At 49.8% G+C, this 23,403-nt stretch carries 23 protein-coding genes; 8 read left to right on the plus strand and 15 right to left on the minus strand.

The window, feature by feature from the left end; translation table 11 throughout:
* Positions 1-75: 75 nt before the first annotated feature.
* The 5 genes from yebS to OGV93_RS20720 all read left to right on the plus strand — a co-directional run bounded on the left by yebS (position 76) and on the right by OGV93_RS20720 (position 6,097).
* Positions 76-1,359 carry a membrane integrity lipid transport subunit YebS gene (gene yebS, locus OGV93_RS20700; protein WP_016152782.1) on the plus strand — a complete coding sequence of 428 codons (1,284 nt, stop codon included), beginning with the start codon at positions 76-78 and terminating at the stop codon, positions 1,357-1,359.
* On the plus strand, positions 1,328-3,961 hold the full coding sequence (locus OGV93_RS20705) for a PqiB family protein (RefSeq protein ID WP_019076590.1): 2,634 nt from the start codon (positions 1,328-1,330) through the stop codon (positions 3,959-3,961). Before yebS ends, OGV93_RS20705 begins: the two co-directional genes overlap by 32 nt.
* A gap of 83 nt (positions 3,962-4,044) precedes the next feature.
* A complete protein-coding gene (gene rsmF, locus OGV93_RS20710; protein WP_268063661.1) occupies positions 4,045-5,466 on the plus strand; it encodes a 16S rRNA (cytosine(1407)-C(5))-methyltransferase RsmF in 1,422 nt (473 codons plus the stop codon).
* A gap of 100 nt (positions 5,467-5,566) precedes the next feature.
* Positions 5,567-5,803 carry a YebV family protein gene (locus OGV93_RS20715; protein WP_029139506.1) on the plus strand — a complete coding sequence of 79 codons (237 nt, stop codon included), beginning with the start codon at positions 5,567-5,569 and terminating at the stop codon, positions 5,801-5,803.
* Positions 5,804-5,905: 102 nt separating this feature from the next.
* Complete coding sequence (locus OGV93_RS20720) at positions 5,906-6,097, plus strand: YdfD/YebW family protein (protein WP_016152779.1); 192 nt, start codon at positions 5,906-5,908, stop codon at positions 6,095-6,097.
* On the opposite strand, the gene pphA is transcribed toward OGV93_RS20720, so the two are convergent.
* Positions 6,098-6,739, minus strand: a complete 642-nt coding sequence (gene pphA, locus OGV93_RS20725) for a protein-serine/threonine phosphatase (RefSeq protein ID WP_142417900.1) — start codon at positions 6,737-6,739, stop codon at positions 6,098-6,100.
* A 90-nt stretch (positions 6,740-6,829) separates the two neighbouring features.
* Positions 6,830-7,660 carry a GIY-YIG nuclease family protein gene (locus tag OGV93_RS20730; RefSeq protein ID WP_287110102.1) on the minus strand — a complete coding sequence of 277 codons (831 nt, stop codon included), beginning with the start codon at positions 7,658-7,660 and terminating at the stop codon, positions 6,830-6,832.
* 683 nt (positions 7,661-8,343) lie between these two features.
* On the opposite strand from OGV93_RS20730, the gene OGV93_RS20735 reads away from it, so the two are divergent.
* The gene (locus tag OGV93_RS20735) at positions 8,344-9,012 is read left to right on the plus strand and encodes an SOS response-associated peptidase (protein WP_101699978.1); all 669 of its coding nucleotides are present in this window, start codon (positions 8,344-8,346) and stop codon (positions 9,010-9,012) included.
* Positions 9,013-9,327: 315 nt separating this feature from the next.
* On the opposite strand, the gene OGV93_RS20740 is transcribed toward OGV93_RS20735, so the two are convergent.
* The 11 genes from OGV93_RS20740 to OGV93_RS20790 form a co-directional block, all read right to left on the minus strand.
* Positions 9,328-10,287: a YbgA family protein gene (locus tag OGV93_RS20740; protein ID WP_101699977.1), complete on the minus strand. Its 960-nt coding sequence runs from the start codon at positions 10,285-10,287 to the stop codon at positions 9,328-9,330.
* Positions 10,288-10,300: 13 nt separating this feature from the next.
* Complete coding sequence (locus tag OGV93_RS20745; protein ID WP_101699976.1) at positions 10,301-10,831, minus strand: DUF3833 domain-containing protein; 531 nt, start codon at positions 10,829-10,831, stop codon at positions 10,301-10,303.
* Positions 10,828-11,355, minus strand: coding sequence for a hypothetical protein (locus OGV93_RS20750; protein ID WP_101699975.1), 528 nt, complete (start codon positions 11,353-11,355; stop codon positions 10,828-10,830). Before OGV93_RS20750 ends, OGV93_RS20745 begins: the two co-directional genes overlap by 4 nt.
* Positions 11,352-11,837 carry a DUF2878 domain-containing protein gene (locus OGV93_RS20755; protein ID WP_101699974.1) on the minus strand — a complete coding sequence of 162 codons (486 nt, stop codon included), beginning with the start codon at positions 11,835-11,837 and terminating at the stop codon, positions 11,352-11,354. The genes OGV93_RS20750 and OGV93_RS20755 overlap by 4 nt, the downstream gene beginning before the upstream one ends.
* Complete coding sequence (locus OGV93_RS20760) at positions 11,834-13,054, minus strand: SAM-dependent methyltransferase (RefSeq protein WP_101699973.1); 1,221 nt, start codon at positions 13,052-13,054, stop codon at positions 11,834-11,836. The genes OGV93_RS20755 and OGV93_RS20760 overlap by 4 nt, the downstream gene beginning before the upstream one ends.
* A complete protein-coding gene (locus OGV93_RS20765) occupies positions 13,051-13,773 on the minus strand; it encodes a DUF1365 domain-containing protein (RefSeq protein ID WP_049281531.1) in 723 nt (240 codons plus the stop codon). Before OGV93_RS20765 ends, OGV93_RS20760 begins: the two co-directional genes overlap by 4 nt.
* Position 13,774: 1 nt before the next feature.
* On the minus strand, positions 13,775-15,031 hold the full coding sequence (locus OGV93_RS20770) for an NAD(P)/FAD-dependent oxidoreductase (RefSeq protein ID WP_101699972.1): 1,257 nt from the start codon (positions 15,029-15,031) through the stop codon (positions 13,775-13,777).
* Positions 15,028-15,747, minus strand: a complete 720-nt coding sequence (locus tag OGV93_RS20775; protein ID WP_047417980.1) for an SDR family NAD(P)-dependent oxidoreductase — start codon at positions 15,745-15,747, stop codon at positions 15,028-15,030. The genes OGV93_RS20770 and OGV93_RS20775 overlap by 4 nt, the downstream gene beginning before the upstream one ends.
* Positions 15,744-16,178 carry a nuclear transport factor 2 family protein gene (locus tag OGV93_RS20780; RefSeq protein ID WP_101699971.1) on the minus strand — a complete coding sequence of 145 codons (435 nt, stop codon included), beginning with the start codon at positions 16,176-16,178 and terminating at the stop codon, positions 15,744-15,746. The genes OGV93_RS20775 and OGV93_RS20780 overlap by 4 nt, the downstream gene beginning before the upstream one ends.
* A gap of 205 nt (positions 16,179-16,383) precedes the next feature.
* Positions 16,384-17,112, minus strand: a complete 729-nt coding sequence (locus tag OGV93_RS20785; RefSeq protein ID WP_047417986.1) for a MerR family transcriptional regulator — start codon at positions 17,110-17,112, stop codon at positions 16,384-16,386.
* 231 nt (positions 17,113-17,343) lie between these two features.
* Positions 17,344-17,805 carry a hypothetical protein gene (locus tag OGV93_RS20790; RefSeq protein WP_047417989.1) on the minus strand — a complete coding sequence of 154 codons (462 nt, stop codon included), beginning with the start codon at positions 17,803-17,805 and terminating at the stop codon, positions 17,344-17,346.
* Between the two features lie 256 nt (positions 17,806-18,061).
* Here OGV93_RS20790 and OGV93_RS20795 point away from each other — a divergent pair, with 256 nt between their 5' ends.
* Positions 18,062-19,540 carry a sensor domain-containing diguanylate cyclase gene (locus OGV93_RS20795; RefSeq protein ID WP_228522529.1) on the plus strand — a complete coding sequence of 493 codons (1,479 nt, stop codon included), beginning with the start codon at positions 18,062-18,064 and terminating at the stop codon, positions 19,538-19,540.
* A gap of 81 nt (positions 19,541-19,621) precedes the next feature.
* Positions 19,622-19,888 (plus strand): hypothetical protein, encoded by a 267-nt coding sequence (locus OGV93_RS20800; protein ID WP_287110105.1) that lies wholly within the window; start codon positions 19,622-19,624, stop codon positions 19,886-19,888.
* 305 nt (positions 19,889-20,193) lie between these two features.
* On the opposite strand, the gene OGV93_RS20805 is transcribed toward OGV93_RS20800, so the two are convergent.
* The gene (locus OGV93_RS20805) at positions 20,194-22,191 is read right to left on the minus strand and encodes a BCCT family transporter (protein ID WP_047418455.1); all 1,998 of its coding nucleotides are present in this window, start codon (positions 22,189-22,191) and stop codon (positions 20,194-20,196) included.
* A gap of 716 nt (positions 22,192-22,907) precedes the next feature.
* Positions 22,908-23,297 carry a HumD family translesion DNA polymerase gene (locus OGV93_RS20810; protein WP_047417995.1) on the minus strand — a complete coding sequence of 130 codons (390 nt, stop codon included), beginning with the start codon at positions 23,295-23,297 and terminating at the stop codon, positions 22,908-22,910.
* Between the last annotated feature and the right edge of the window lie 106 nt (positions 23,298-23,403).

A 23,403-nucleotide genomic window follows, 5' to 3' on the forward strand; every position in this document is an offset into this window, starting at 1 on the left:
TAAATGCGTTAATGCTCAAGATCATTCCCGTCATGAGTTAAGATAACATTACTTCAACAATTTGATTCGCGATACATGGCCTTAACGACACCACGCATCACGCCGACTAAAAAAATAGCCATCAGGTCCATTGGTGATGCACTCCCTCGTGCGCATTACCATCGTTGCCCTGAATGTGACCTGATCTTTAGCTTGCCTAAAATGCGTTCGCACCAAAGTGCATTTTGCCCACGCTGTCAGGCAAAAATTCGTGACGGACGCGACTGGTCATTAACACGACTGGCGGCTATGGCTTTCACCATGCTGCTGCTGATGCCCTTTGCCTGGGGAGAACCGCTCCTGCACATCTATTTATTAGGTGTGCGCATTGACGCCAATGTGCTGCAAGGCATCTGGCAAATGACCCGACAAGGCGACCCACTCACCGCATCCTTCGTACTCTTTTGCGTTGCCGGTGCGCCCATCATTCTCGTGACCTCAATCGCTTATCTGTGGTTTGGCAATATTCTTGGGATGAACCTGCGCCCAGTGCTGCTGATGCTGGAAAGGCTCAAAGAGTGGGTGATGCTTGATATCTATCTGGTGGGCATTGGCGTCGCATCAATCAAAGTTCAGGACTATGCTTTTTTGCAACCCGGTGTAGGTCTGTTTGCTTTTATTGCGCTGGTGATCCTCAGTGTTTTGACGCTGTCGCACCTTAACGTTGAGCAGCTTTGGGACCGTTTCTATCCGCAAAGACCAGCCCGTCGGCCCGATGAAAAACTTCGCGTCTGCCTCGGTTGCCACTTTACAGGTTATCCGGACGCCCGAGGTCGCTGCCCTCGCTGTCATATCCCGTTGCGCTGGCGCAGGAATCAAAGTATCCAAAAGTGTTGGGCTGCTCTGCTGGCCTCGATCGTCCTGCTTTTGCCTGCTAATCTGCTGCCCATCTCGGTAATTTATGTCAATGGCGGCCGCCAGGAAGACACGATCCTGTCAGGCATAATGTCCCTGGCGAACAGCAACGTTGGCGTGGCGGCGATTGTTTTTATCGCCAGTATTCTGGTGCCATTCACCAAAGTGATTGTGATGTTTACGTTGCTCATCAGCATCCATTTTAGATGTGAGCAAGGATTGCGTACCCGCATCAAACTGCTACGTATGGTGACCTGGATTGGTCGCTGGTCGATGCTGGATCTCTTTGTTATCGCTTTAACCATGTCGCTGATTAATCGCGATCAGATACTTGCTTTTACTATGGGGCCAGCTGCGTTTTATTTCGGCGCAGCGGTAATATTGACTATTCTTGCTGTGGAATGGCTGGACAGCCGCTTACTTTGGGATGCACATGAGTCAGGAAACGCCCGCTTCGCAGACTGAAGCGCAGATTAAAACTAAACGCCGTATCTCTCCGTTCTGGCTGCTGCCTTTCATCGCGCTGATGATTGCAGGATGGCTTATCTGGGGAAGCTATGAAGATCGCGGCAATACCGTAACCATTGACTTTATGTCTGCTGACGGCATTGTGCCGGGCCGTACTCCCGTTCGTTATCAGGGCGTTGAAGTGGGCACAGTGCAGGATATCAACCTCAGCGAAGATCTACGCAAAATTGAAGTGCGCGTCAGCATCAAATCGACCATGAAAGATGCTCTGCGCAAAGATACCCAGTTCTGGTTGGTCACGCCGAAAGCGTCGCTGGCGGGGGTTTCTGGCCTGGATGCGTTGGTTGGCGGCAACTATATCGGCATGATGCCCGGAACCGGCGAGCCGGAAGATCATTTCGTCGCCCTCGATACGCAGCCAAAATATCGTCTGGATAATGGCGATTTGATGCTGCACCTGCGCGCCCCTGACCTCGGGTCGCTCAATAGCGGTTCGCTGGTTTATTTCCGCAAGATTCCGGTGGGCCGGGTATATGACTACACCATCAACCCAAATCATCAGGGCGTAACCATCGACGTGCTGATCGAACGTCGCTTTACCAACCTGGTGAAAAAAGGCAGCCGTTTCTGGAACGTGTCCGGTGTGAATGCGGATGTCAGCCTCAGCGGAGCGAAGATCAAGCTGGAGAGTCTGGCGGCGCTGGTCAATGGCGCCATTGCTTTTGATTCGCCCGAAGACTCTAAACCCGCGGTGGCCGATGACACGTTTGGTTTGTATCAGGATCTCGCGCACAGCCAGCGGGGAGTGATCGTCAAGCTTGATTTACCCAGCGGCGATGGACTCAAGGCCGGCTCAACGTCGCTGATGTATCAAGGATTAGAAGTCGGGCAACTGACCAAACTGGATTTAAATCCAGGCGGTAAAGTGACCGGCGAAATGACGGTCGATCCCAGCGTAGTAACGCTGCTGCGCGACAATACGCGGATTGAATTACACAGCCCTAAATTATCGTTAAACGATGCCAATATCAGTTCGCTACTGACGGGCAAAACTTTCGAGCTGGTACCTGGCGAGGGCGAGCCGCGTAACCAGTTTGCGGTTATTCCTGCAGAGAAGTCGTTGTTACACGATCCGGGCGTCATGACGCTTACGCTGACCGCGCCGGAGAGTTACGGTATTGATGCCGGTCAGCCGCTGATTCTCCACGGCGTACAGGTCGGTCAGGTGATTGATCGCACGCTCTCTGGCAAAGGTGTTTCATTTACCGTTGCCATCGAACCACAGCATCGCGCTCTGGTGCAAGGTGACAGTAAGTTTGTGGTCAACAGCCGCGTTGACGTCAAGGTCGGGCTTGATGGCGTGGAATTTCTTGGCGCCAGCGCCAGCGAATGGCTCAGCGGCGGCATTCGTATTTTGCCCGGTACCAAGGGTGAAATGAAAAAAAGCTACCCGCTGTATGCCAACCTGGAAAAAGCGATTGAAAACAGCCTGAGCGATCTGCCAACTACCACGCTCAGCCTGAGCGCCGAAACGCTGCCTGATGTGCAGGCCGGTTCGGTGGTGTTATACCGCAAATTCGAGGTCGGTGAAGTGATTAGCGTTCGCCCACGCGCCGATGCGTTTGATATCGATCTACATATCAAACCGGAATATCGCAACCTGCTGACCAGCAACAGCGTATTCTGGGCCGAAGGCGGGGCAAAGGTTCAGCTTAACGGTAGCGGATTGACCGTACAGGCATCTCCTCTGTCACGAGCGCTCAAAGGGGCGATTAGCTTCGATAACCTCAGCGGCGCCAGCGCCAGCCAACGCAAAGGCGACAAGCGTATTCTGTATGCTTCCGAAACCGCTGCACGTGCGGTGGGCGGCCAGATAACCCTACACGCGTTCGATGCCGGTAAACTCGCGGCGGGCATGCCAATTCGCTACCTGGGGATCGATATCGGCCAGATCCAGACGCTTGAGCTCATCACCGCCCGTAACGAAGTTCAGGCAAAAGCGGTTCTGTATCCGGAATACGTGCAGACTTTTGCCCGTAGCGGTACCCGCTTCTCCGTGATCACACCGCAAATCTCAGCGGCAGGCGTCGAGCATCTGGATACGATCTTACAGCCGTATATTAACGTTGAACCAGGACGCGGTAACCCGCGCCGTGATTTTGAACTGCAGGAAGCCACCATTACCGACTCTCGTTACCTCGATGGTCTGAGTATTGTGGTAGAAGCGCCGGAAGCAGGTTCGCTGAATATCGGTACGCCAGTCCTGTTCAGAGGCATTGAAGTGGGGACCGTCACCGGGCTGACGCTGGGCTCGCTTTCTGACCGCGTGATGGTGGCGATGCGCATTAGCCAGCGTTATCAGCATCTGGTGCGGAACAACTCCGTGTTCTGGCTGGCATCCGGATACAATCTCGACTTTGGTTTGACCGGCGGCGTCGTGAAGACCGGTACCTTCAATCAGTTCATTCGCGGTGGAATCGCCTTCGCTACGCCACCGGGTACGCCGCTGGCCCCGAAAGCGCAGGCAGGTAAACACTTCCTGCTGCTCGAAAGCGAACCAAAAGAGTGGCGTGAATGGGGAACCGCCCTGCCACGTTAATCTCTCCCCTTGCTCCGGCGTACATACTCGCGCCGGAGCACTTATGCTACACTGCGCACCTGTTTTTTTGCCGGTGGTACCAAGTGGCTTATTTTCCCGACGCCTTTCTAAACCAAATGCGTGAAGCAATGCCTTCCACGCTCTCATTTGATGATTTTCTCGCTGCCTGCCAGCGTCCGCTTCGTCGCAGCATCCGCGTCAATACGCTGAAAATCTCCGTTGCCGACTTCCTCACTCTGACAGCACCTTACAACTGGTCGCTCACTCCGATACCCTGGTGCGCTGAAGGTTTCTGGATCGAACGCGATGATGAAAAGTCAGTACCGCTCGGCAGTACCGCGGAACATTTAAGCGGCCTGTTTTATATTCAGGAAGCCAGCTCAATGCTGCCGGTCGCCGCGCTGTTTGCCGATGGTAACACCCCGGATCGCGTGATGGATGTCGCGGCAGCCCCCGGCTCCAAAACCACGCAAATTGCCGCAAAAATGAAAAATCAGGGCGCGATTCTGGCGAATGAGTTTTCCGCCAGTCGCGTCAAAGTCCTGCATGCCAATATCAGCCGATGCGGGATAGCCAATGTCGCGCTAACCCATTTTGACGGGCGGGTATTTGGCGCAGCGTTGCCAGAAGCCTTCGATGCCATTTTGCTGGACGCGCCGTGTTCCGGTGAAGGCGTGGTGCGTAAAGATCCCGATGCGCTAAAAAACTGGTCGCCAGAAAGTAATCTGGAAATTGCCGCAACCCAGCGCGAACTTCTCGACAGCGCCTTTCATGCCTTGCGTACCGGCGGCACGTTGGTTTACTCGACCTGCACGCTGAACCGTGACGAAAATGAAGACATTATGCAGTGGTTGATTGAGACCTACCCGGACGCCGTCGAGTTTTTACCACTGGGCGATTTATTCCCGCAGGCTGAACGCGCCCTGACCCCGGAAGGATTCCTGCATGTGTTCCCGCAGATCTACGATTGTGAAGGTTTTTTCGTCGCACGTCTGCGCAAAACCGCCGCGATCCCTGCACTACCGACGCCAAAATACAAAGTCGGTAACTTCCCGTTCAGCCCGCTTAAAGGACGTGAATCCGCGCTTGTCACTCAGGCCGCTAACGCCTGTGGATTGCAGTGGGAAGACACTCTGCGCCTGTGGCAGCGTGATAAAGAGATTTGGCTGTTCCCAACCGAGATTGAAACCCTGATCGGCAAAGTCCGCTTTTCCCGACTCGGCATCAAACTCGCTGAAACGCACAATAAAGGGTACCGCTGGCAACATGAAGCCATCATTGCTCTCGCCAGCACAAATCACAGCCATGCGTTCGAACTGACCCTTGCCGAAGCCGAAGAGTGGTACCGCGGACGGGATGTCTACCCGCAGACCGCACCGACCACCGACGATGTGCTGGTTACGTTCCAGCATCAGCCGATTGGCCTGGCGAAACGTATTGGATCGCGATTAAAGAATAGCTACCCGCGCGATCTTGTCCGGGATGGCAAACTCTTTACAGGATAACGCACGTTTTTACTGGCGCTTTTGCTAACGTTGACTACGCTGAAAAATGGACGGCCTAACTGGTCGTACCACAACCAGCAAATAAACGGAGAGCACGATGATGAAAACCAGTGTGCGCATTGGCGCTTTTGAAATCGACGACGCCGAGTTACATGGCGAATCGCCAGGGGACCGAACGTTAACCATTCCATGTAAATCCGATCCGGATTTATGCATGCAACTTGATGCCTGGGATGCCGACACCAGCGTCCCGGCCCTTCTTAACGGAGAACATTCAGTTCTATTTCGCGAGCACTACGATCGTAAGTCAGATGCCTGGATCATGCGCCTTGCCTGATTCAAAAAGAACCCGTCGCCAGACGGGTTATTTCTTGGTTAATTTCCCTCATCTATCAACATCTTCTACACTACAGCTATGGCTTTACCATTTGAGGATGGAATGTTCACGCTGGTTCTTTTTGTGTGCTACCTGGGTGGCGGTTGTGAAGATATCGTTGTTGATGTCTACAAAACTGAGCAGCAGTGCCTGATATCGATGGACGATCAGCGTATTCGTAACGGCGGATGTTTACCCGCGGATGACTACATCGACAGCTTCTGGCGTCCGGCCCAGGAATACAGCGATTTTTGATTATTGCAGTTGCACCAGCGTCAACTCGCCACCAAACACCGCACCAGTATCAATATAGTGCAGATTCTCGTGATCCAGCCGCTGACGCAGAGGCGTATGGCCAAACCAAAAGTGATCCGCGCCGCGAATGCCGTTGCCTTTATTCATCAGCCTTGTGCGATCCCATAGTACCCGCTGTAAATCGACCTCTTTTTGCCACTGATAATTATCATCAGGGTAATCTGCGTGAGCAATAACGTGTATGCCGTTCTGGCAACGCAGCTCCAGAATCCAGGGTAATTGCCGACACGTTTCAAGAGCGGCTTTCGCCGCTGGCTGCTCCGCCTGCGCAAACCACGAACCGCCATTCATAAACCACAGGAATTGCTCCCCGGTTGCCAGCGCGTCCAGCCCCATCTGTTCATGATTCCCTCTGACCGCGATAATCCAGCGTTTACGCAGTAGTTTCAGGCAACGCAGACTGTCTGGTCCGCGGTCGATAACATCCCCCACTGAAACCAGCAGGTCCTGCCATGGATCAAAATGACACTGGCGCAATTTCGCCATCAATAATGAGAAGCAACCGTGGATATCCCCGACCACCCAAACATGTCGCCAGCGCGTCGCTTCCACTCTTTGATAAGCATTGTCAGGCAGTCCCATTTGACCTCCTGTACACAGTTCTCATGCAACTTTAATTTTAGCAAATACATCAGAAAGGCGGGGACGTTTCTATTTATATCCGAGACATAATTATTTATGGATATGTAATCGGGCATCCATTTTAATCCCATTCGCTGTAATAACGACAAGTGGTGTTGGCTTTAAATCGTAACAGTCAAGTATTCGTGAAAGTAAGTCATGAGGAACCTCCGATGAAGCCATAGCTTTCATGACAAACGATTTATCATTAATGGTCCGTAGAAGCAGGCTATTAAAAACTTCTTGTTTATATGCATTGAATTCATAATAACGCCTGGCTTTACAAAAAGCCTTAACTAACGATTCCCAAATTTGTATTTCTCTTTCCGGATCATGGTCTTTCATAAATCCATCATACCAACCCACAAGATCGTTAGGGAACACCTCAGCTAATACAAGCATCAATATTTCGATTCTATCTTTTTGCTCGCTATTTAATTTAGAATTATATTTTTCTTGCATAAGTATATCTTTCATAGATATCAAAAAGTTAGACTCATGATACTTTTCAATTTCAATAGCGATCTCTTTCTTTTCCACCAATATTATAGGATTAATACAATTGAAATTAAGTCGTGCATTTATCTTATTACATTCATCTAGAACTACCTTACTGCAAATTTCTATTGGTAGTTCAAAAAACTCTCTTCTATGGTTTACTCTATAAGGTTTTAAGCGAAGATGAATATTCTTTTCTGCTTCCCGATAATTTCCTACTTTACATGCCATAACCACATCGAATGGTAGTGGAACACCGGTCACCCCATTAAACAATTGCTTAGCCCGATGCTCAGGCATGTTCTTTGTAAACCCTATCTTAAAAAGATTATCCTGATAGGCATCATTCTTTAAAATATAAACATAACCATCTGAGTCATTCATATATCCATTCCATCTTTAATAATTTTATCGCTATAACCCGTTCATAATAAATCATAATCCTTAGATTATTACCAATTAACTTTATCCGATATCCCCATGGCTATGAAAAAATTAATATACTGTCATTTTCAATAGTACAACATTTAAATCATATCCATCTGCCACGTTACGAGAACATTTGCATAAAGGGATGCAGATAGCACCGAGTCCAAGACCAAAGTGAAAAATGACAGAAAAGTACTTGGATATGGGGACAAAAATGTTTAGATTGTTGTAGCAGGCATAAAATGCCGCACGAAGAATTTCGTGTGTTTTGGCACCGTGCTTTCTAACCTTTTGGTTTTTAAAGTACATAAAAAGAGACCGAATACGATTCCTGTTTACAACTCAAAACGCAATAACCTATAAACTTCAATAGGTTAGCATAAAAAGCCCACTAAAAAACACCTCCTGATACTTACTATTGCACCCGTTCAAGATCAATCAGTTGCTATTGGTTTCGTGGCGTCGTCGGGAAAAATTCGGGATCGCTTTCAACGAGCGCCCATCCATTTTTAAGAATTCATCAATTCACAAAACCATCATTTCGATTTACCTTACAAATTCCTTTTAAATCATTACCGGGCGCACCACTTTTTCTTCCTGCCCTATACTTTCAGTCTGACATATGGCTGGAGGTTTCTATGTGTGGCCGTTTTTCACAGTCAATGACACGAGAGGACTATCTTGCCCTGCTCGCTGAAGAAGCCGAACTAGACATTCCATATGACCCGGAACCCATCGGAAGATTCAACGTAGCGCCTGGCACCAAAGTCCTGCTTCTGAGCGAACGTGATGAGCAACTGCACCTTGACCCTGTCATTTGGGGATATGCCCCTGGGTGGTGGGATAAGCCACCGCTAATTAATGCTCGATCTGAAACTGCGGCCACCAGCAGAATGTTTAAACCGCTCTGGCAGCACGGTCGTGCAATTTGCTTTGCTGATGGCTGGTACGAATGGAAAAAGGAAGGTGACACGAAGCAGCCTTACTTCATTCATCGGGCCGACGGACAGCCGATATTTATGGCGGCGATTGGCAGCACGCCATTCGATCGAGGAGATGAAGCAGAAGGTTTCCTGATAGTTACAGCTGCAGCTGACAAAGGACTGGTAGATATTCACGACAGGCGGCCGCTGGTACTGTCACCAGAAGCCGCTCGCGAATGGATGAGGCAGGACATTGGAGGAAAAGAAGCTGCGGAAATTGCGGCTGACGGTTCCGTTCCGGCTGATAAATTTATATGGCATGCCGTAACGAGTGCCGTTGGAAATGTGAAAAATCAAGGTGCCCAGTTAATCCTGCCAATGTAACGCAGCATTACATCGCCACAACTCTCATAACACTATAATAAATATTAAATTATAATGTTTACATTTTGCAAAATGTACCATATCTACCTTTTTCAACTCATTGATTATCCGAGCTATGTTTTTTGTTTTGGGGAGAGTTTTCACCAAGAATCCAAGTTTTTCACGCCGGCACATTCAACACGCTACCATTACTGGCAAACCTCGATGGTACAGATTTTACAGTCGCTGCAATCCACTATGAGCAATTAGCGGAAATTAAAGATTTTGAACATTACATAAATTGTTATTCTGCCCGCTTCTTTTAATCAAATATGATCAATTAACAGTCAGTCGCAATGCTAAATCTTGCGGGTAGGGATCAAAGTAATTCTGCGTCAGCAGATAACCGTCCGGGTATTCCGCCAGATAATGTTTCAGCAGCGTCATAGGAGCCAGTATGGGCAGTAGTCCTGCGCGGTAATTAAGGATCACCTCGCGCAACTCGCCGCGCTGACGCATTGTTAACTGATTACGGAAATATCCCTGAATGTGCATCAGCACGTTAGTGTGGTTTTTACGTGAGGCGGGTTTCTTCAGAAGCGTCATTAATTTATCCCGGTAGACCGCAAAGAAAGCTTCCAGATCCTCCCATTCATGCAGTGATGCGACGAATGGGCCAATTTCCCGGTATCCGGCCTGATGGTGAGCCAGCAATTGCAATTTATAACGGCTATGAAAATCCAGTAGAGCCCGACGCGTCAGGCCATTTTTGCGCAGCATATTTAGCTCATGTAGCGCGAAAACCCTTTCGACGAAGTTTTCGCGCAGGACCGGATCGTGCAGCCGCCCGTCCTCTTCTACCGGTAGCCACGGATATTTCTCCATAAGCGTGGCGGTAAACAGTCCCACCCCGTCTTTGCGCCCGCGATTGCCTTTCTCGTCATATAAGCGCACGCGTTCCATACCACAACTGGGTGATTTGGCGCAGACGATAAACCCGGACAGAGTGTCCAACCCGGCCAGATACCGCTGGCAAAAGTCAGCCATTTTGTCGGTCACGTCTTCGTGAGGTGCGTGGCTAAATCGCATGCGAATATCGCCGACAGCCGTTTGTACCAGGCGCAACGCCGGTCTTGGGACAGGCAAGCCAATCGCCATCTCCGGGCAAATGGGCCGGAATGTCACCCACTGTGCCAGCCTGTCCATCACAAACTGCGCCCGCTTATGCCCGCCGTCAAAGCGGACGGCAGACCCCGTTAAACAGCCGCTGATCCCAACGATGGGTTGCATTTTCATTGCGTCTTCCTCGCTAGTGCGTTTTACGGGAGAAGAAGAGTGTCACCGTGCCGACGGTGACGCCAAATTTCTTCATCTCAGTTTTATTAAACAGATGATTGGCATCCTGCAGGTACATCCAGTCATCAAAATTTAGCAACCAGGTTCTGCCGCTGGCTTTCACATTCATGCTGTAATGCCAGTTGAACGCGTTGCCCGCCGCCTGTCCCTTCGCAACACCTTCAATGTCGCCGGCGGTGCCTTCGTAACGATCGGCGCTGACTTTACGGATATGCCACACACGCTGCTGTTTCTCGCCATCGTCGTACACAAAGCGTTCGTTGAGGGTCAATGTGTCTCCCACCACATCGCCGTTAATGTCGACGTGGAAGCGACGAAGCTGTTTACCGCTGCGGTCCTGAACCATCCCCCATGCTTGCGTTTCTCCCTGAAAATACTGAAAGATATCCAGCGTCGGCTGTTGTTGTCGATAGTCGGCAATTTCAGCGCTACAACCAGCCAGTTGCATCAGCAAGGGCAGGCTCAGGGTCAATAAACGTTTCATTTTTCACCTCCAGTAAGCTGCTGACGCAGCTCAGGATATTGCGTGCGGGAACCCAGCCAGACAGCGAGAAAGTTTTCGCTGAACGCCGCCGACTGCGGTGGGCCAAGCGGGATAAATTGCCTTTGTGTCGCTGACATGCGATACCAGAACTGCCCCTGCTTATCTTGCAATACAAAAGCCAGTTGCGTACCCGGCGCGACGTCTGGCCATAGCTCACCCAACATGCGAAGCCAGGACTCGCTCTGCGCTTCCCGCGCCAGAATCCCCTGCGCTCGCCACTGATCGCGGGTGGCATCCACCAGTTCTTGCCGTTCAATTTTGCGCTGATAGGTGATAATCAGCGCCTGCTCCTCTTTCAGCCCGCGATAACGCCCATCCGGCGTGCGCAGTTGTGAGGTATAGATCGTGAATGGCCCCCAGGTGAGCGTTGCATCGCCGACTTTATGCCAGCTTAACCAGTCTGTAGCCCCTGCAAACGGCGCAATCGCCATGACGCCCAGCAGTATCAGTAAGGCAGGTTTCATTGGCGTTTCCCCATGAAAATATGAAAAAACAGCATCAACACCAGCCAGCCCGCCGCCATTAAACCGACAACGATAAATGCCGGTTCCAGAAAAGTAATAGACCCCAAACGCTCTCCTATCACATAGGCGACCGGGCCACCACCGGTGGCCATGATTGCCAGCAGCCATCCCGGCAAAGTGGTCGAGCAGGTAAGGTGCGTCCACAGGGCGGCGAACATGAGCCAGAGCGCGACCATCCATAACGGTAACAATGCTTCACCGTGAAAATCGATCAACCCCGTCAACGCCCACAGCGCATCCAGACTACTGCCCGCTGCTGCCAGCATTAACGCGTACAGACGTTGTGCAGGCGGCAGCAAGAAGCAGGCCAGAATAGCCAGCCCAAGCCATAACACCAGGCCGCGCTCACGTAATAACACCACCATGAGCCAGTACAAATCGAACCCGACAGCCAGGATAAAGACCTGTAAATGGCGGTTCATAGACGTTCCACCGTCAGTTGCACCACACTGATAGTGCGCGCATTAAAACCGGCTTCGCAGTAGCCGAAGTAATACAGCCACATGCGACGAAAACGCTCATCAAAGCCCAGCTTTTCAATATCATGCCAGGCGTGAACAAATCGTTGTCGCCAGTGCGCAAGCGTCCGGGCGTAGTCAGGCCCCATATCGAACAGATTGCGAACCACAAAGTCGGTGTGCTTTGTCATCAGACCGCTCATCGCGGTGATACTGGGTAAAAAGCCTCCCGGAAAGATATAACGCTGAATAAAATCCACGCCTTTGCTGTAATCGCGATAGCGCTGATCCTGAATGGTAATGGCCTGAATCGCCATTTTCCCTCCAGGGCGCAGGCGCGCCTGACAGGTGCGGAAAAACGTCGGCAGATAACGCTGACCCACCGCCTCGATCATTTCAACCGACACCAGTTTGTCGAATTCCCCGGTCAGGTCGCGGTAGTCGCACAGCAGTACATTGACTCTGTCCTGTAAACCTGCGCGGGCAATGCGCGCGTTCGCCCAGGCGAACTGTTCCTGCGACAGGGTCGTGGTGGTCACCCGGCAGCCGTAATGACGCGCGGCGTATTCCGCCATCGCTCCCCAGCCGGTACCGATTTCCAGCAGATGATCATTCGCGGTGAGCGCCAGCTGTTCGCAAAGCCGCGCCATTTTGGCCTGCTGAGCCTGCGCTAACGACTGCTCGGGGCAGGTGAACAAGGCACTGGAATAGAGTAAATCCTCATCAAGAAAGTGCGCGTAAAACGCATTGCCGAGGTCGTAATGCGCGGCGATGTTTTCTCTCGCCTGTTGCCGATGGTTGCGACGTGTCCAGTGACGCAAACGCTCGACGGGTCGTCCAAGCAGGCGAAATCCGCTTTCCAGCCGTCCCAGCAGGGTGGTGTTAAGCGCAAATATTTGCAATAACGGCGTGAGCTGTTGCGTTTCCCACTCTCCGTCCATCCAGGCTTCAGCCGCCGCAAGACTTCCGCCTTTCAGCACCCGCCAGTACACCGTGGGTGAGAGAATATGTACGTCGGCGCGTAACTCAGCTGAAACATCACCAAAATGAAAAGTCTGCTCCCCTTCCCGCACCGTGATTGCCCCCTGGCGAAGACCGCTCAGCACGCGGAAAAGAAGCCAACGCGCCACACGCAGGTTGCGCGGAATATCAGGTTCAAGCGCAAAGACGGGATCGGTCATGATCGTTCACTCCTGCTCACGGGATGGTTGTAGAGAGGGACTCGCTTGAGCCACAGTCGTAACGCCTGCCAGTAAATCGCTGACACCGTTTTCAGCGTCATCAACGGCAGTCGTAGCAGCAACGTACGTAAATTCGCCTGCGTCAACGGCTCGCGTTTGAGCATCAGGGTGGCATCAAAAATCTTCTCTTCCTGGTGGTTTTCGATATGCATATGCAGCGTTTTAACCGGCGAGTTAAATCGCCAGTGATAGACCATATCCATCGGGTTAAATGGCGATACATGGAACGCTTTTTCCAGCGGACGCTTTTCCTGTGCATCTACGGCGTAGTAATGTCGCTCATTCCATGGCGTATTGCGGACCTCCGCCAGTACCCAGCGCAGGATTTGCGCGTGGTCATAGCAGTAGTAAAAATTGACCGGGTTAAAATGAAAGCCGAAATAGCGCAATTGCGTCAGGAGCATCACGCGACCTTCGGGACGTTCGCCAGTCAGGAGGGCAAGCTGATTCAACACGTTCTCTTTTAACGGTGTCCCCAGCGGGTAATCCGCATCATGAAAAGCCGCCGCGGCAAAGCGATTACGTTTCACGCCGACGCCCGGAAGCTGCGCCAGTTCATCCAGATCGAGCCACGCCATAAACACCTGATAAGTAAACTGGTGCGTTGTAGGCTGAAGGCGGCGATGACGCAATACGCCCTGATACAGGCAACTGTTCATCTTAGCGCCCCTCTCCTGCAGCAATGCCGTACACCACGTCCAGTGCACTGCGTACGCCATCTTCGTGAAAACCGTTGAACCAATAGGCACCGCAGAACCAGCTCCGATGCAGGCCGTTGATCTCAGCGCGGCGAGCCTGCGCCCGCCAGCTTTCAGGGTTAAACAATGGATGCTCGTAAACAAAGCGTCGCCAGACGAATCGATCGTCAATTGGAGTGTCTGGATTGAGGGTCACGCAAAATAGCGGGCTTCCTTCAGGTAAGCCCTGGAGTATATTCATGTTATAGGTGACGCAGGCGCTGGCACGATCTTGTCCACTCAGACGGTAATTCCAGCTTGCCCACGCGCGTTCGCGTACCGGTAACCAGCGGCGATCGCTATGCAACACCACCTCGTTACGCTGCCAGCCAATTGCGCCCAGCACGTCGCGTTCTGCGGGGGTCGCATCTTCAAGCAAAGCCAATGCCTGCGAGGAATGACAGGCGAAGATCACCTGATCAAATGTCTGTACCGATCCTGCCAACTGGATTTTGACGCCGCTGTCGTAGCGAATAACCTGCTGAACAGGGGCATTAAGGTGCAATGTCAGACGATCGCCCAGCTTCGCCAATATGACACGGATGTATTCCCGCGATCCGCCCGGCACCACGTACCACTGCGGGCGATCCCGGATATCCAGCAGGCCATGGTGCTCAAAGAAGCGTAAGAACAGCGGAAGCGGAAAACGGCGCATCTCCTGAAGCGAAGATGACCAGATGGCTGCGCCCATCGGCAGAATGTAATGACGCGCAAAGAACGCGCTGAAGTGGTGCTGGTCGAGGAAGGTCTGTAGCGTCGCGTTCGCATCGACCTCATTTAATGCCTGTTTCGCCAGACGATTAAAACGGACAATCTCTTGCAACATACCCCAAAATGCAGGGTTGAGTAGGTTCCGACGCTGGGCGAACAAAGAAGTCAGCGTATGACCGCTGTACTCCAGACCGCTTTGCGGATTATGCACCGAAAAACTCATCTGCGTTTTTTGCCCCTGGATACCGAGTTCGCTCAGCAAGCCCATAAAACGCGGATAGGTTCGGTCGTTATAGACAATAAAGCCGCTATCAATCACGAAATTCCCCTGCGGGGTCGCCACATCCACCGTCGCAGTATGGCCGCCAGGGGTCGACGCCGCTTCAAACAGCGTCACCTGATGGTGTCCGGCCAGACGCCAGGCGCAGGTTAATCCGGCAATACCACTGCCAATGATAGCAATTTTCATGAACGCACCATCCTGCGCAGCAACGCGCGCTGGAGACTCTCAGGCAGCCCGGCCAACAGACGTAGCAGCACGCCAAAGCCTGTCGGGAAGGCAATATGATTTTTTCCTTTCGCCAGGCCACGGCGAATCGCCTTCACCGCAGAATCAACACTCACCTGACCCGGCATGGCAAAATCGTTTTTACGGGTAAGCGGGGTATCGACAAATCCTGGCGACACGACGGTCACGGAGACACCTTTCGGCTCCCAGTCCAGACGCAAGCTATTAGCAAACCAGGTTAGCGCCGCTTTAGACGCACCATAGGCTTCTGCCCTTGGGAACGGCAGCCAGTGCGCCATCGAACTGACCAGCACCACGCGGCTACCGGAGGTTAACTGCGACTGAAGCGCTTCCAGGCAGTTGATGGGACCCAGATAATTCGTCGCCATCACCCGTTCAACCTTCTCGGCGTCTATCCAGCCCTGGTCGAGATATTCGCAGGTCCCGGCACAGAGAATAACCAGTTCGGGTTTGCAGTCCGCCAACGCCTGGCGACAGGCGTCCCTGTCTGTCATATCGAACAGGCGTACTGTGATGTTGGCATTGGATTGGCGCAGCTGTTCCAGCCTTTCTGGATTGCGACCGCAGGCAATCACCTGACAGCCGTCATCGGCCCATGACTTTGCAAGCCCGGCACCAATCCCGGAGCTTGCACCGGTAATGAGGACAGTCATCATCCGCGCACCCTCCTTTTAACGCCGCGAACGGCCCAGCCCAACAGCGGCAGATGCTCATAAAGCATCTCACCCGCGTCGTAGTAATCTCGCTGGCGAAAAATCTTATCGCCATGCGTCTCTACCATTGAACATCCCGGCAAAGATCGTATTTCTCCGCCAGCAATGCGCGGATGCGACCAGTACATGGTCCACGTCACGGCAAACCGCCCGCTCTCACATAGCGGAGGATCTATGGCAAAACGGCAAGCGTTTACATTTCCCAGGAGGTGCGAAAAATAGCGCTGGATGGCAAACAGCCCGTTATGTTCCCCGAAGGGATCGACAAGTACTGCATGCACGTCGTACAACCCAGCAAGCGCGGGGACGGGCTGGCGATCCAAACTGGCGTAGTAATCCATAAACCTGTCGATAACGGATGGCTGTGCGCGCATAACTCTTACCCTTAAGTGAACCACATGACGTCGCGGCATAATTAAAACTTACACAAACACTTTAATTTGTCCAAGTTTTTGCTGGAGATTTTTTATAAACTCATTTAATTCAATAAATTAAAAATTTAATTTTTTGAGTTAAATTATCCAACAGCCACTAATACAGTGGCCAATCGACACACACAGGAAAGGTAATCACAGGGGATTAAAGCGGGATCACATCGAGGAAATTAACCTGCTGTTGCCAGAGGTCTATCTGTTTTTTACGCGCTGCGGTGAGCTTACCAGAGGTCACTAACAACCATTTGCGCTCGGGGAAAATCTCAGGAGCAAGCGTCGCGGGCGGTACGGGAAGCACATCAATGCGATGCCCCTGTCCCGTGCGGCAAAGCGCTTCAAGCCAGATCTCGCAGGGGTCCGTAAGATGCCAGCCGGTAATCAGGTAGTTATCGCCCGGCGCACGCTTATCCCCTTCCAGGCAAAACGAGGTGTAAGAAATAATAATACCATCGAGGATTTCACGCAGCGTCATTATAGCCGGCACATTAGCTGAGACTTGGCTTCGCAGAGGGCGCAAAACCTCACTCACCAATTCAGGGCGAGGATACTCGCGGCCTGCGTCATAAATAAGCTGGCGCAGGGTTTCAATTTTCCCTTCGTTCAGCCGCTGCAGCATACTCTCCTGCAGGGCGAGCCAGTTATTTGTTCGCTTGGCTCCAGGGCGGGCCAGCAGCGGTTTTACCTGGCTTATCGGTACGCCTTTTTTCACCCAATCGAGAATTTTAAGCGCCTGCTGAATATCGTCATCGTTATACAACCGGTGCCCACCATCCGTACGCTGTGGTTTGAGAAGTCCATAACGACGTTGCCAGGCGCGCAACGTCGTGGCGGTTATTCCACAAAGCCGCGCAAATTCACCGATGGAATAGGACATACAGAACACCTGATAACAAAGAATACCCTTAATATACTACGAACTACGTTGGATTAGATAAGTGAAAACTACTTACCTTACGATTGCTAAATACCATACAACCACCTTCAGGGAGACGTTAAGAAAAAATATCTGAGAATAGTAGGCAATTTGTTGATCAATTCTAACTAATTGATATGTTTTAACTATTAACCTTACGGTTTCTTGCAAGCTATTGTTCCGAACATATTTTTACTTTTTGAAGATTTTCCCCTGCGTTCCGGCATCCGTATCCCGCCAGACATCCTCACCTTTCACCCGACGATCTCCTTGGATAGTATAAATCACCATCCCCTGCTTGAACTGCAGCACACCGTCTGATTTTGTGGCATGTACGCTCTTTCCATTGACGATGACTTTGTCATTTTTATCAATACTGATGTTTGCAACCGTAACACCGCTATCACTCAAAGCTAACCACTTACCTGCATAAGGACTGGTTGCTGATGTTGTGGTATCGCTGCTTTCATTAACAAAACCAGCTTTTGCATTTTCATCTTTAGATTTGTTGATATCACAACCCTGCGCTTCAGAAACCTGAGTACAACCAGACTGCTCAAGTTTGTGCCGATAATCTTTATTGATAGCCCATGTAGTGGATGTGAACAGTACAGAAGCTACTGACAGGCAAATAATTACCCTTTTTGTACACATAGTGCGACCTTACGATGATAAGCCCAGATGAGAAGCAGCGCATAGCTGCCCTTCTAAAATCTTAGTCAAGATCGTAGATACCTGTTATAAAAAGAGTGTCACCATTCGATTTTTTGATAAATTTTTAAGCAGTAAGGGGCGATGAGCAAGATAGTTATTCAAATACCGGCTGCTGTCGCTACGGTACAATGTAGAAAACTAATCAAGGCCGAATAGCAACCCTCTTTTATGCGTAAAAAGACGAAAAGATAATGCGATGTTAAAAATGAAAGAAAACAACGTTAATATCAACCGAATTCACTTCCTTTATGAGGCGTTGGCCAAGAGACATGCTTCTCCTGAAGATAAATACCTGGCTATTCTGAATGAAGGATTAAAAGCCTTTGACCTGTCTCTTGGTATTATTAGTCAGATAGAGGGTGAGCGTTACTCTCTACTTGCGGTTTCACCAACAAGTGGAGACATTTCAGCTGGTATGGTGTTTGAACTGAAAAACACTTATTGTCAACAAGTGGTCAGAGAAAGAAGAATAATAAGCGTTGAACATGCAGGAACACATCCTGACTTTAATTCCCATCCGGTCTACATTGGTATGAGGCTGGAGAGTTATATCTCAGCGCCAATATGGGTGAGGGAAAAATTGTGGGGTACAATTAATTTCTCATCCACTCAGATAAGATCCATATCATTCTCTGAGGATGACTATGAATTCATTAGTTTAATGGCTGAGGGTATTGGTTCGTTAATCGAGATCAATTTATTAATCAGTGAAAATGAAATTGTTATTTCAGCACTACAAAAAAACAATGACATACTCGAATCTATTTTTAAAAATTCAACTATCGGGATGGCGTTGGTAGCCTCTTCTGGCCAATGGAAAAAAGTCAACAATTCACTGACCCGTATGCTGGGATATACTGAAGACCATCTGCTTTCTATCAATTTTCAAAATATAACCCACCCCGATGATTTAAGCACTGATTTAAAACAATTAGATGCTCTTTCTCGAGGAGAAATTCCCTTCTACCAACTAGAAAAGAGATATCTGACAGCAACAGGGAATTATATCTGGATACTTCTGAGTGTTTCTTTGGTACGCGAAGATAATGGTGAAGTCAAATATTATATTGCTCAGATACAAAGTATTAATGAGCGTAAAACGATGGAAATTGAGCTCAAAAAGCAAAAGGAAGAATTACACAAAATTAATACTATGCTTGAGCGAATGGCTACTGAAGACAGCCTGACAGAGATTGCGAATCGCCGAAAGTTTATGCGTTGGTTTGAGAATGAAATGACCAGAATTGCGCGAGATCCCGCACCTGTGTCAATTGCCATTGCCGATATCGATTTTTTTAAATCATATAATGATTCCTATGGCCACCAGGAAGGTGACTATGCACTTAAGAATATCGCCAAAGAACTTAGCCATAACCTACGAAGCCAAGATAAGGTCGCACGATTTGGCGGTGAGGAATTTATCATGCTTTTCCCTGAAACGGATGAAAAAGACTGTTTTTTGGCTTGTGAAAGATTAAGGAAAAGCATTGAGAAACTGAGTTCGCTCAGAAGATCGGTCACGATCAGTATTGGTGCAGTGACATACCATCCGAGAGAAGGGAAGCTTATTACCTTTGATGATTTATTGAAAGTGGCAGACACCAAACTCTATGATGCTAAAAGGTCTGGGCGAAATAAGGTAAAATTAGTCAATTTAGCAGACCATCAGGACTAATCTAGTGGTCTTTCTTGCTATCAGTAAGTGTGCTTACTAGGCATGGAGCAGCATTCACAAACTCGCTACAGGAGTATTTTGATGAAGGTAGAACTTAAGAACGTTAATGGAGAAAACCAGCCTATGGAAGTGGCATCTCTAATTATCACACTGAGTAATGGTGAAACAATAGAAATCAGTGAAGAGAAACAAGGCCGCCCCGCGCACCTGTCGGAAGGCATAACCATCTGGGACGGCCGTATGCCCCAGGAGAACGCTAGCCTTGAAGAACTGAAGGAGTCAACCCGAATGCTGGGGATATACCCGTTGGCAGCTAATACCCTGCATCTTTTTCCATTGAAAAAATAATCTGGTGATGGCGTAAGAACCTGTGCTGCTGTTTCCAAAAGTATAATTAGCACTCAAGGTCCGCTTGGCACAAAGCAGACGCCCATCCTCACGCGAATGCTTTGCCCTTTCCTTATCAACAACCCAATAGCTTGCCCCACAACCATGGTTTTTTTATTAGAATTGTTGCCATATTATAAATCAAAATAAATTGACTTTATTAAATATCTATCAGATATCTATATGGTCACCGTGAATTCTTTCTGCATTTCCTCGGGTTGCGGTCGGAATAAATAAATGCTGCCTTCCATGACAGCATGTGGATATTAACGAACTAGGTGCAGGAAGTGCAGATGTTTTTCATACTGGTCGAGTATGTCATTAATAAGCTGTTCCTGATTCCAGCCCATCACATCATAATTTTGACCACCTTCTTTGAGATAGACCTCAGCGCGATAATATCGATGTTGTTCAGCATGATGCTCATCATTATCCATCGCAGCTAGGGCGAATGTCGGTGAGTTATACCCGCGAAGCCTCACTTCATAAATATAATTCAGCTCGTTGCCCAAATCGACTTCAAGTCGAATACGATCATCGGCAGCGTCACTGATATGGCTTATCGTCCCCTGCTTGTTCAGTTCTTCCTGAACGAGCGTCATGGCGGGTTGGATAACGTCGTCCATAAAGCGTTTCACAAGAGAACGCTTCGGCAGATAAGCTATATTGCGCAACCTTCTCTGCCACGGAATTGGGTTACGTGCAGCCGTCGGAGCAATAGTCGCCATGCTCAGGCTTTCACGCTTAGTCAAATCCCGACGCAGGGCTTTTAACAGTCCGTATATGGATATCAATAAGATAGCTGAGAAGGGTAATGCACTTGCTATTGTCACCGTTTGCAGCGCGCTTAGCCCTCCTGCAAGGAGAAGCGCAATAGCAACAATTCCCATGAGCGAGGCCCAGAAGATTCTCTGCCAGACGGGTGTGTTTGCCACCCCACCTGATGCCAGAGTATCTACAACCATTGCCCCCGAATCAGCAGATGTGACAAAGAAGACAATGACCATCGCCATTGCAATGAATGACAGTACGGAGGAGAACGGGAAATGCTCCAGGAAATTGAACAGGGCCAGAGCAACATCCTGCTGAACGGTATTGGCGAGGTCAGTCGCCCCCTGGTTCATAATAAGATAGATCGCGCTGTTACCAAATACCGTCATCCACATGAGCGTAAAGCCGGCAGGAACAAACAGCACACCGGTGACAAACTCGCGAATGGTTCGGCCGCGGGATACCCGTGCGATGAACATCCCCACAAACGGCGACCATGAAAGCCACCATCCCCAATACAATAATGTCCAGCCTCCCAGCCAGTTGCTCGACTTAGGTTCATACGCGTAAAGGTTGAACGTTTTACTCACCAGTTCTGAAAGATAACCGCCCGTATTTTCCACAAATGACTTCAGCAGAAGCACGGTTGGTCCCAGACACAGGACCAGCGCCAGCAACAACAACGCCAGGCCCAGATTGAGCTCAGACAGGATGCGTATTCCCTTGTCCAGGCCCGACACCACTGAAATCGTCGCTAACCCCGTGATGACCACGATCAGAATGACCTGCACAGTTTCATTAATGGGTATCCCGAAAAGATGGTTCAAACCGGCATTCACCTGCAAAACACCGTAACCCAACGATGTAGCAACGCCAAAGACCGTGCCTATAACAGCGAAAATATCAACCGCATGGCCTACAGGCCCGTATATGCGATCGCCAATAATGGGATAGAGTGCGGAGCGCAGCGTTAAAGGCAAACCGTGACGGTAACTGAAGAACGCCAGAATCAGCGCCACAATGGCATAGATTGCCCATGCGTGCAGGCCCCAGTGGAAGAAGGTCAGACGCATTGCTTCCTTCGCTGCCGCAACGGTCTCTGGAGTGCCGACGGGGGGCGAAAGATAATGCATCACAGGTTCGGCAACGCCAAAGAACATCAGGCCGATCCCCATCCCTGCCGAAAAAAGCATCGCAAACCAGGAGTGGTAGCTGAAATCAGGCTGCGCATGGTCCGGGCCCAGCTTGATATCGCCGTAGCGTGAGAGTCCCAGGAACGTGACACTCAGTAAAATCAGGGCCACAGCCAGGATGTAGAACCAGCTGGCATTCGTGAAGATTTGTTGTTGAAGTAGTTTAAAATTTTTGTCGGCAACATCCGGGAATACGGCGGCAAAGGCGACAAGAAGGAAAATTAACAAAGCAGATGTAAAGAATACTGCTTTGTTAATCTGGCTTTTAGACTTCTTTGGGATTATATCATTTTCACTCATAATCATTTATTCCATTAATTTAAATCCGCATTGGATAAAGGGTACTACCACTCATAGAGTAGCAAAGTTCAACTGACAATGCGGCATTAATCGGAACGCATGGTGCAACGAGGTTCGATACAAATCATCTTATATATTCATATTTTTAAAGGGCTCCTTAGCTAGTCAGCCTTCCACTTCTTGGGGCATTAAATTTGCATAATCTGCATCAGACTTGGGATATACGTTAATTGAAGCAATATTGATTACGAATGACCAGCGTCTGCTTCTGGGCACATAGCAGCCCTTAAGACGGCGGCTCGTCGTCATGGGGAGATCGGAGATTCAAATCCTCTCGTGCCGACCAAAAATCATCTAAGAACCAGCCTGTTACGGCTTTTTTATGTCTGTTTTCTGAGCGGGGGATACTCCGGGGAATAACTGGGGAGAAACACAACCATAACTTTTAAATTTGCCTGGCAGTACAGTGACTGTGTAGTTGATGATGAAAAACCGGGTGTCTGCTGACATCAACAGACCCCGTAATTACACAGCAGTGCATATTGGATACGCTATATCCTTAGCGAGTGGGTAAATTTATAGTCATTACAAAGATGGTTGTCATTAAATCTTTGTGATTGATATCTAATATTTTTAACTAAAATCTTACCAAGATCATAAATGGTCAAATAACCACCAATTGAGCATAATTATTCTTTCCCATGATGTGTTTCTATCTACATCACCGGGCAGTCATCAAACTCCGCATTGCTGGCATCATTAATGATGTAAGTAATCACCCCGAATATAGCGGGTGCAGAACCGTAACCGTCATCATCTACTGGTAGCGCCTCCCTTCTCCCGCTCTCCAGATTAATCAGATGGGGTTGAGGATGAGTCCGATATCGCTTGATCCTGAACTCCCCGTCGATTGCACATATCAGCAGTGAACCATCGCAGGCAGTAAGTGACGCATCTACCACAAGCAGCGCTCCCTGGAGTATCCCTTCCCTGAAATGTGAACGCGATGCCCGCATGAAGTAAGTCGCTGCTGGCTGGCTGATAAGCTGCTGATCGAGTGAGATCCTCGTTTCAACGTAATCGCTGGCCGGTGAAGGGAACCCCATGGCTATAGTCCTCCGTTTGGATTGAACAGCTGAAAGGTTCGGTTCTCGCCTTCCTGCGTGGAGACATCGCGGAATGTTGTCACATAACATTCTATCCAATCGTTGG

Origin of the sequence: Citrobacter sp. Cb031, from assembly GCF_030336725.1 — a bacterium.
GTDB lineage: Bacteria > Pseudomonadota > Gammaproteobacteria > Enterobacterales > Enterobacteriaceae > Citrobacter > Citrobacter braakii.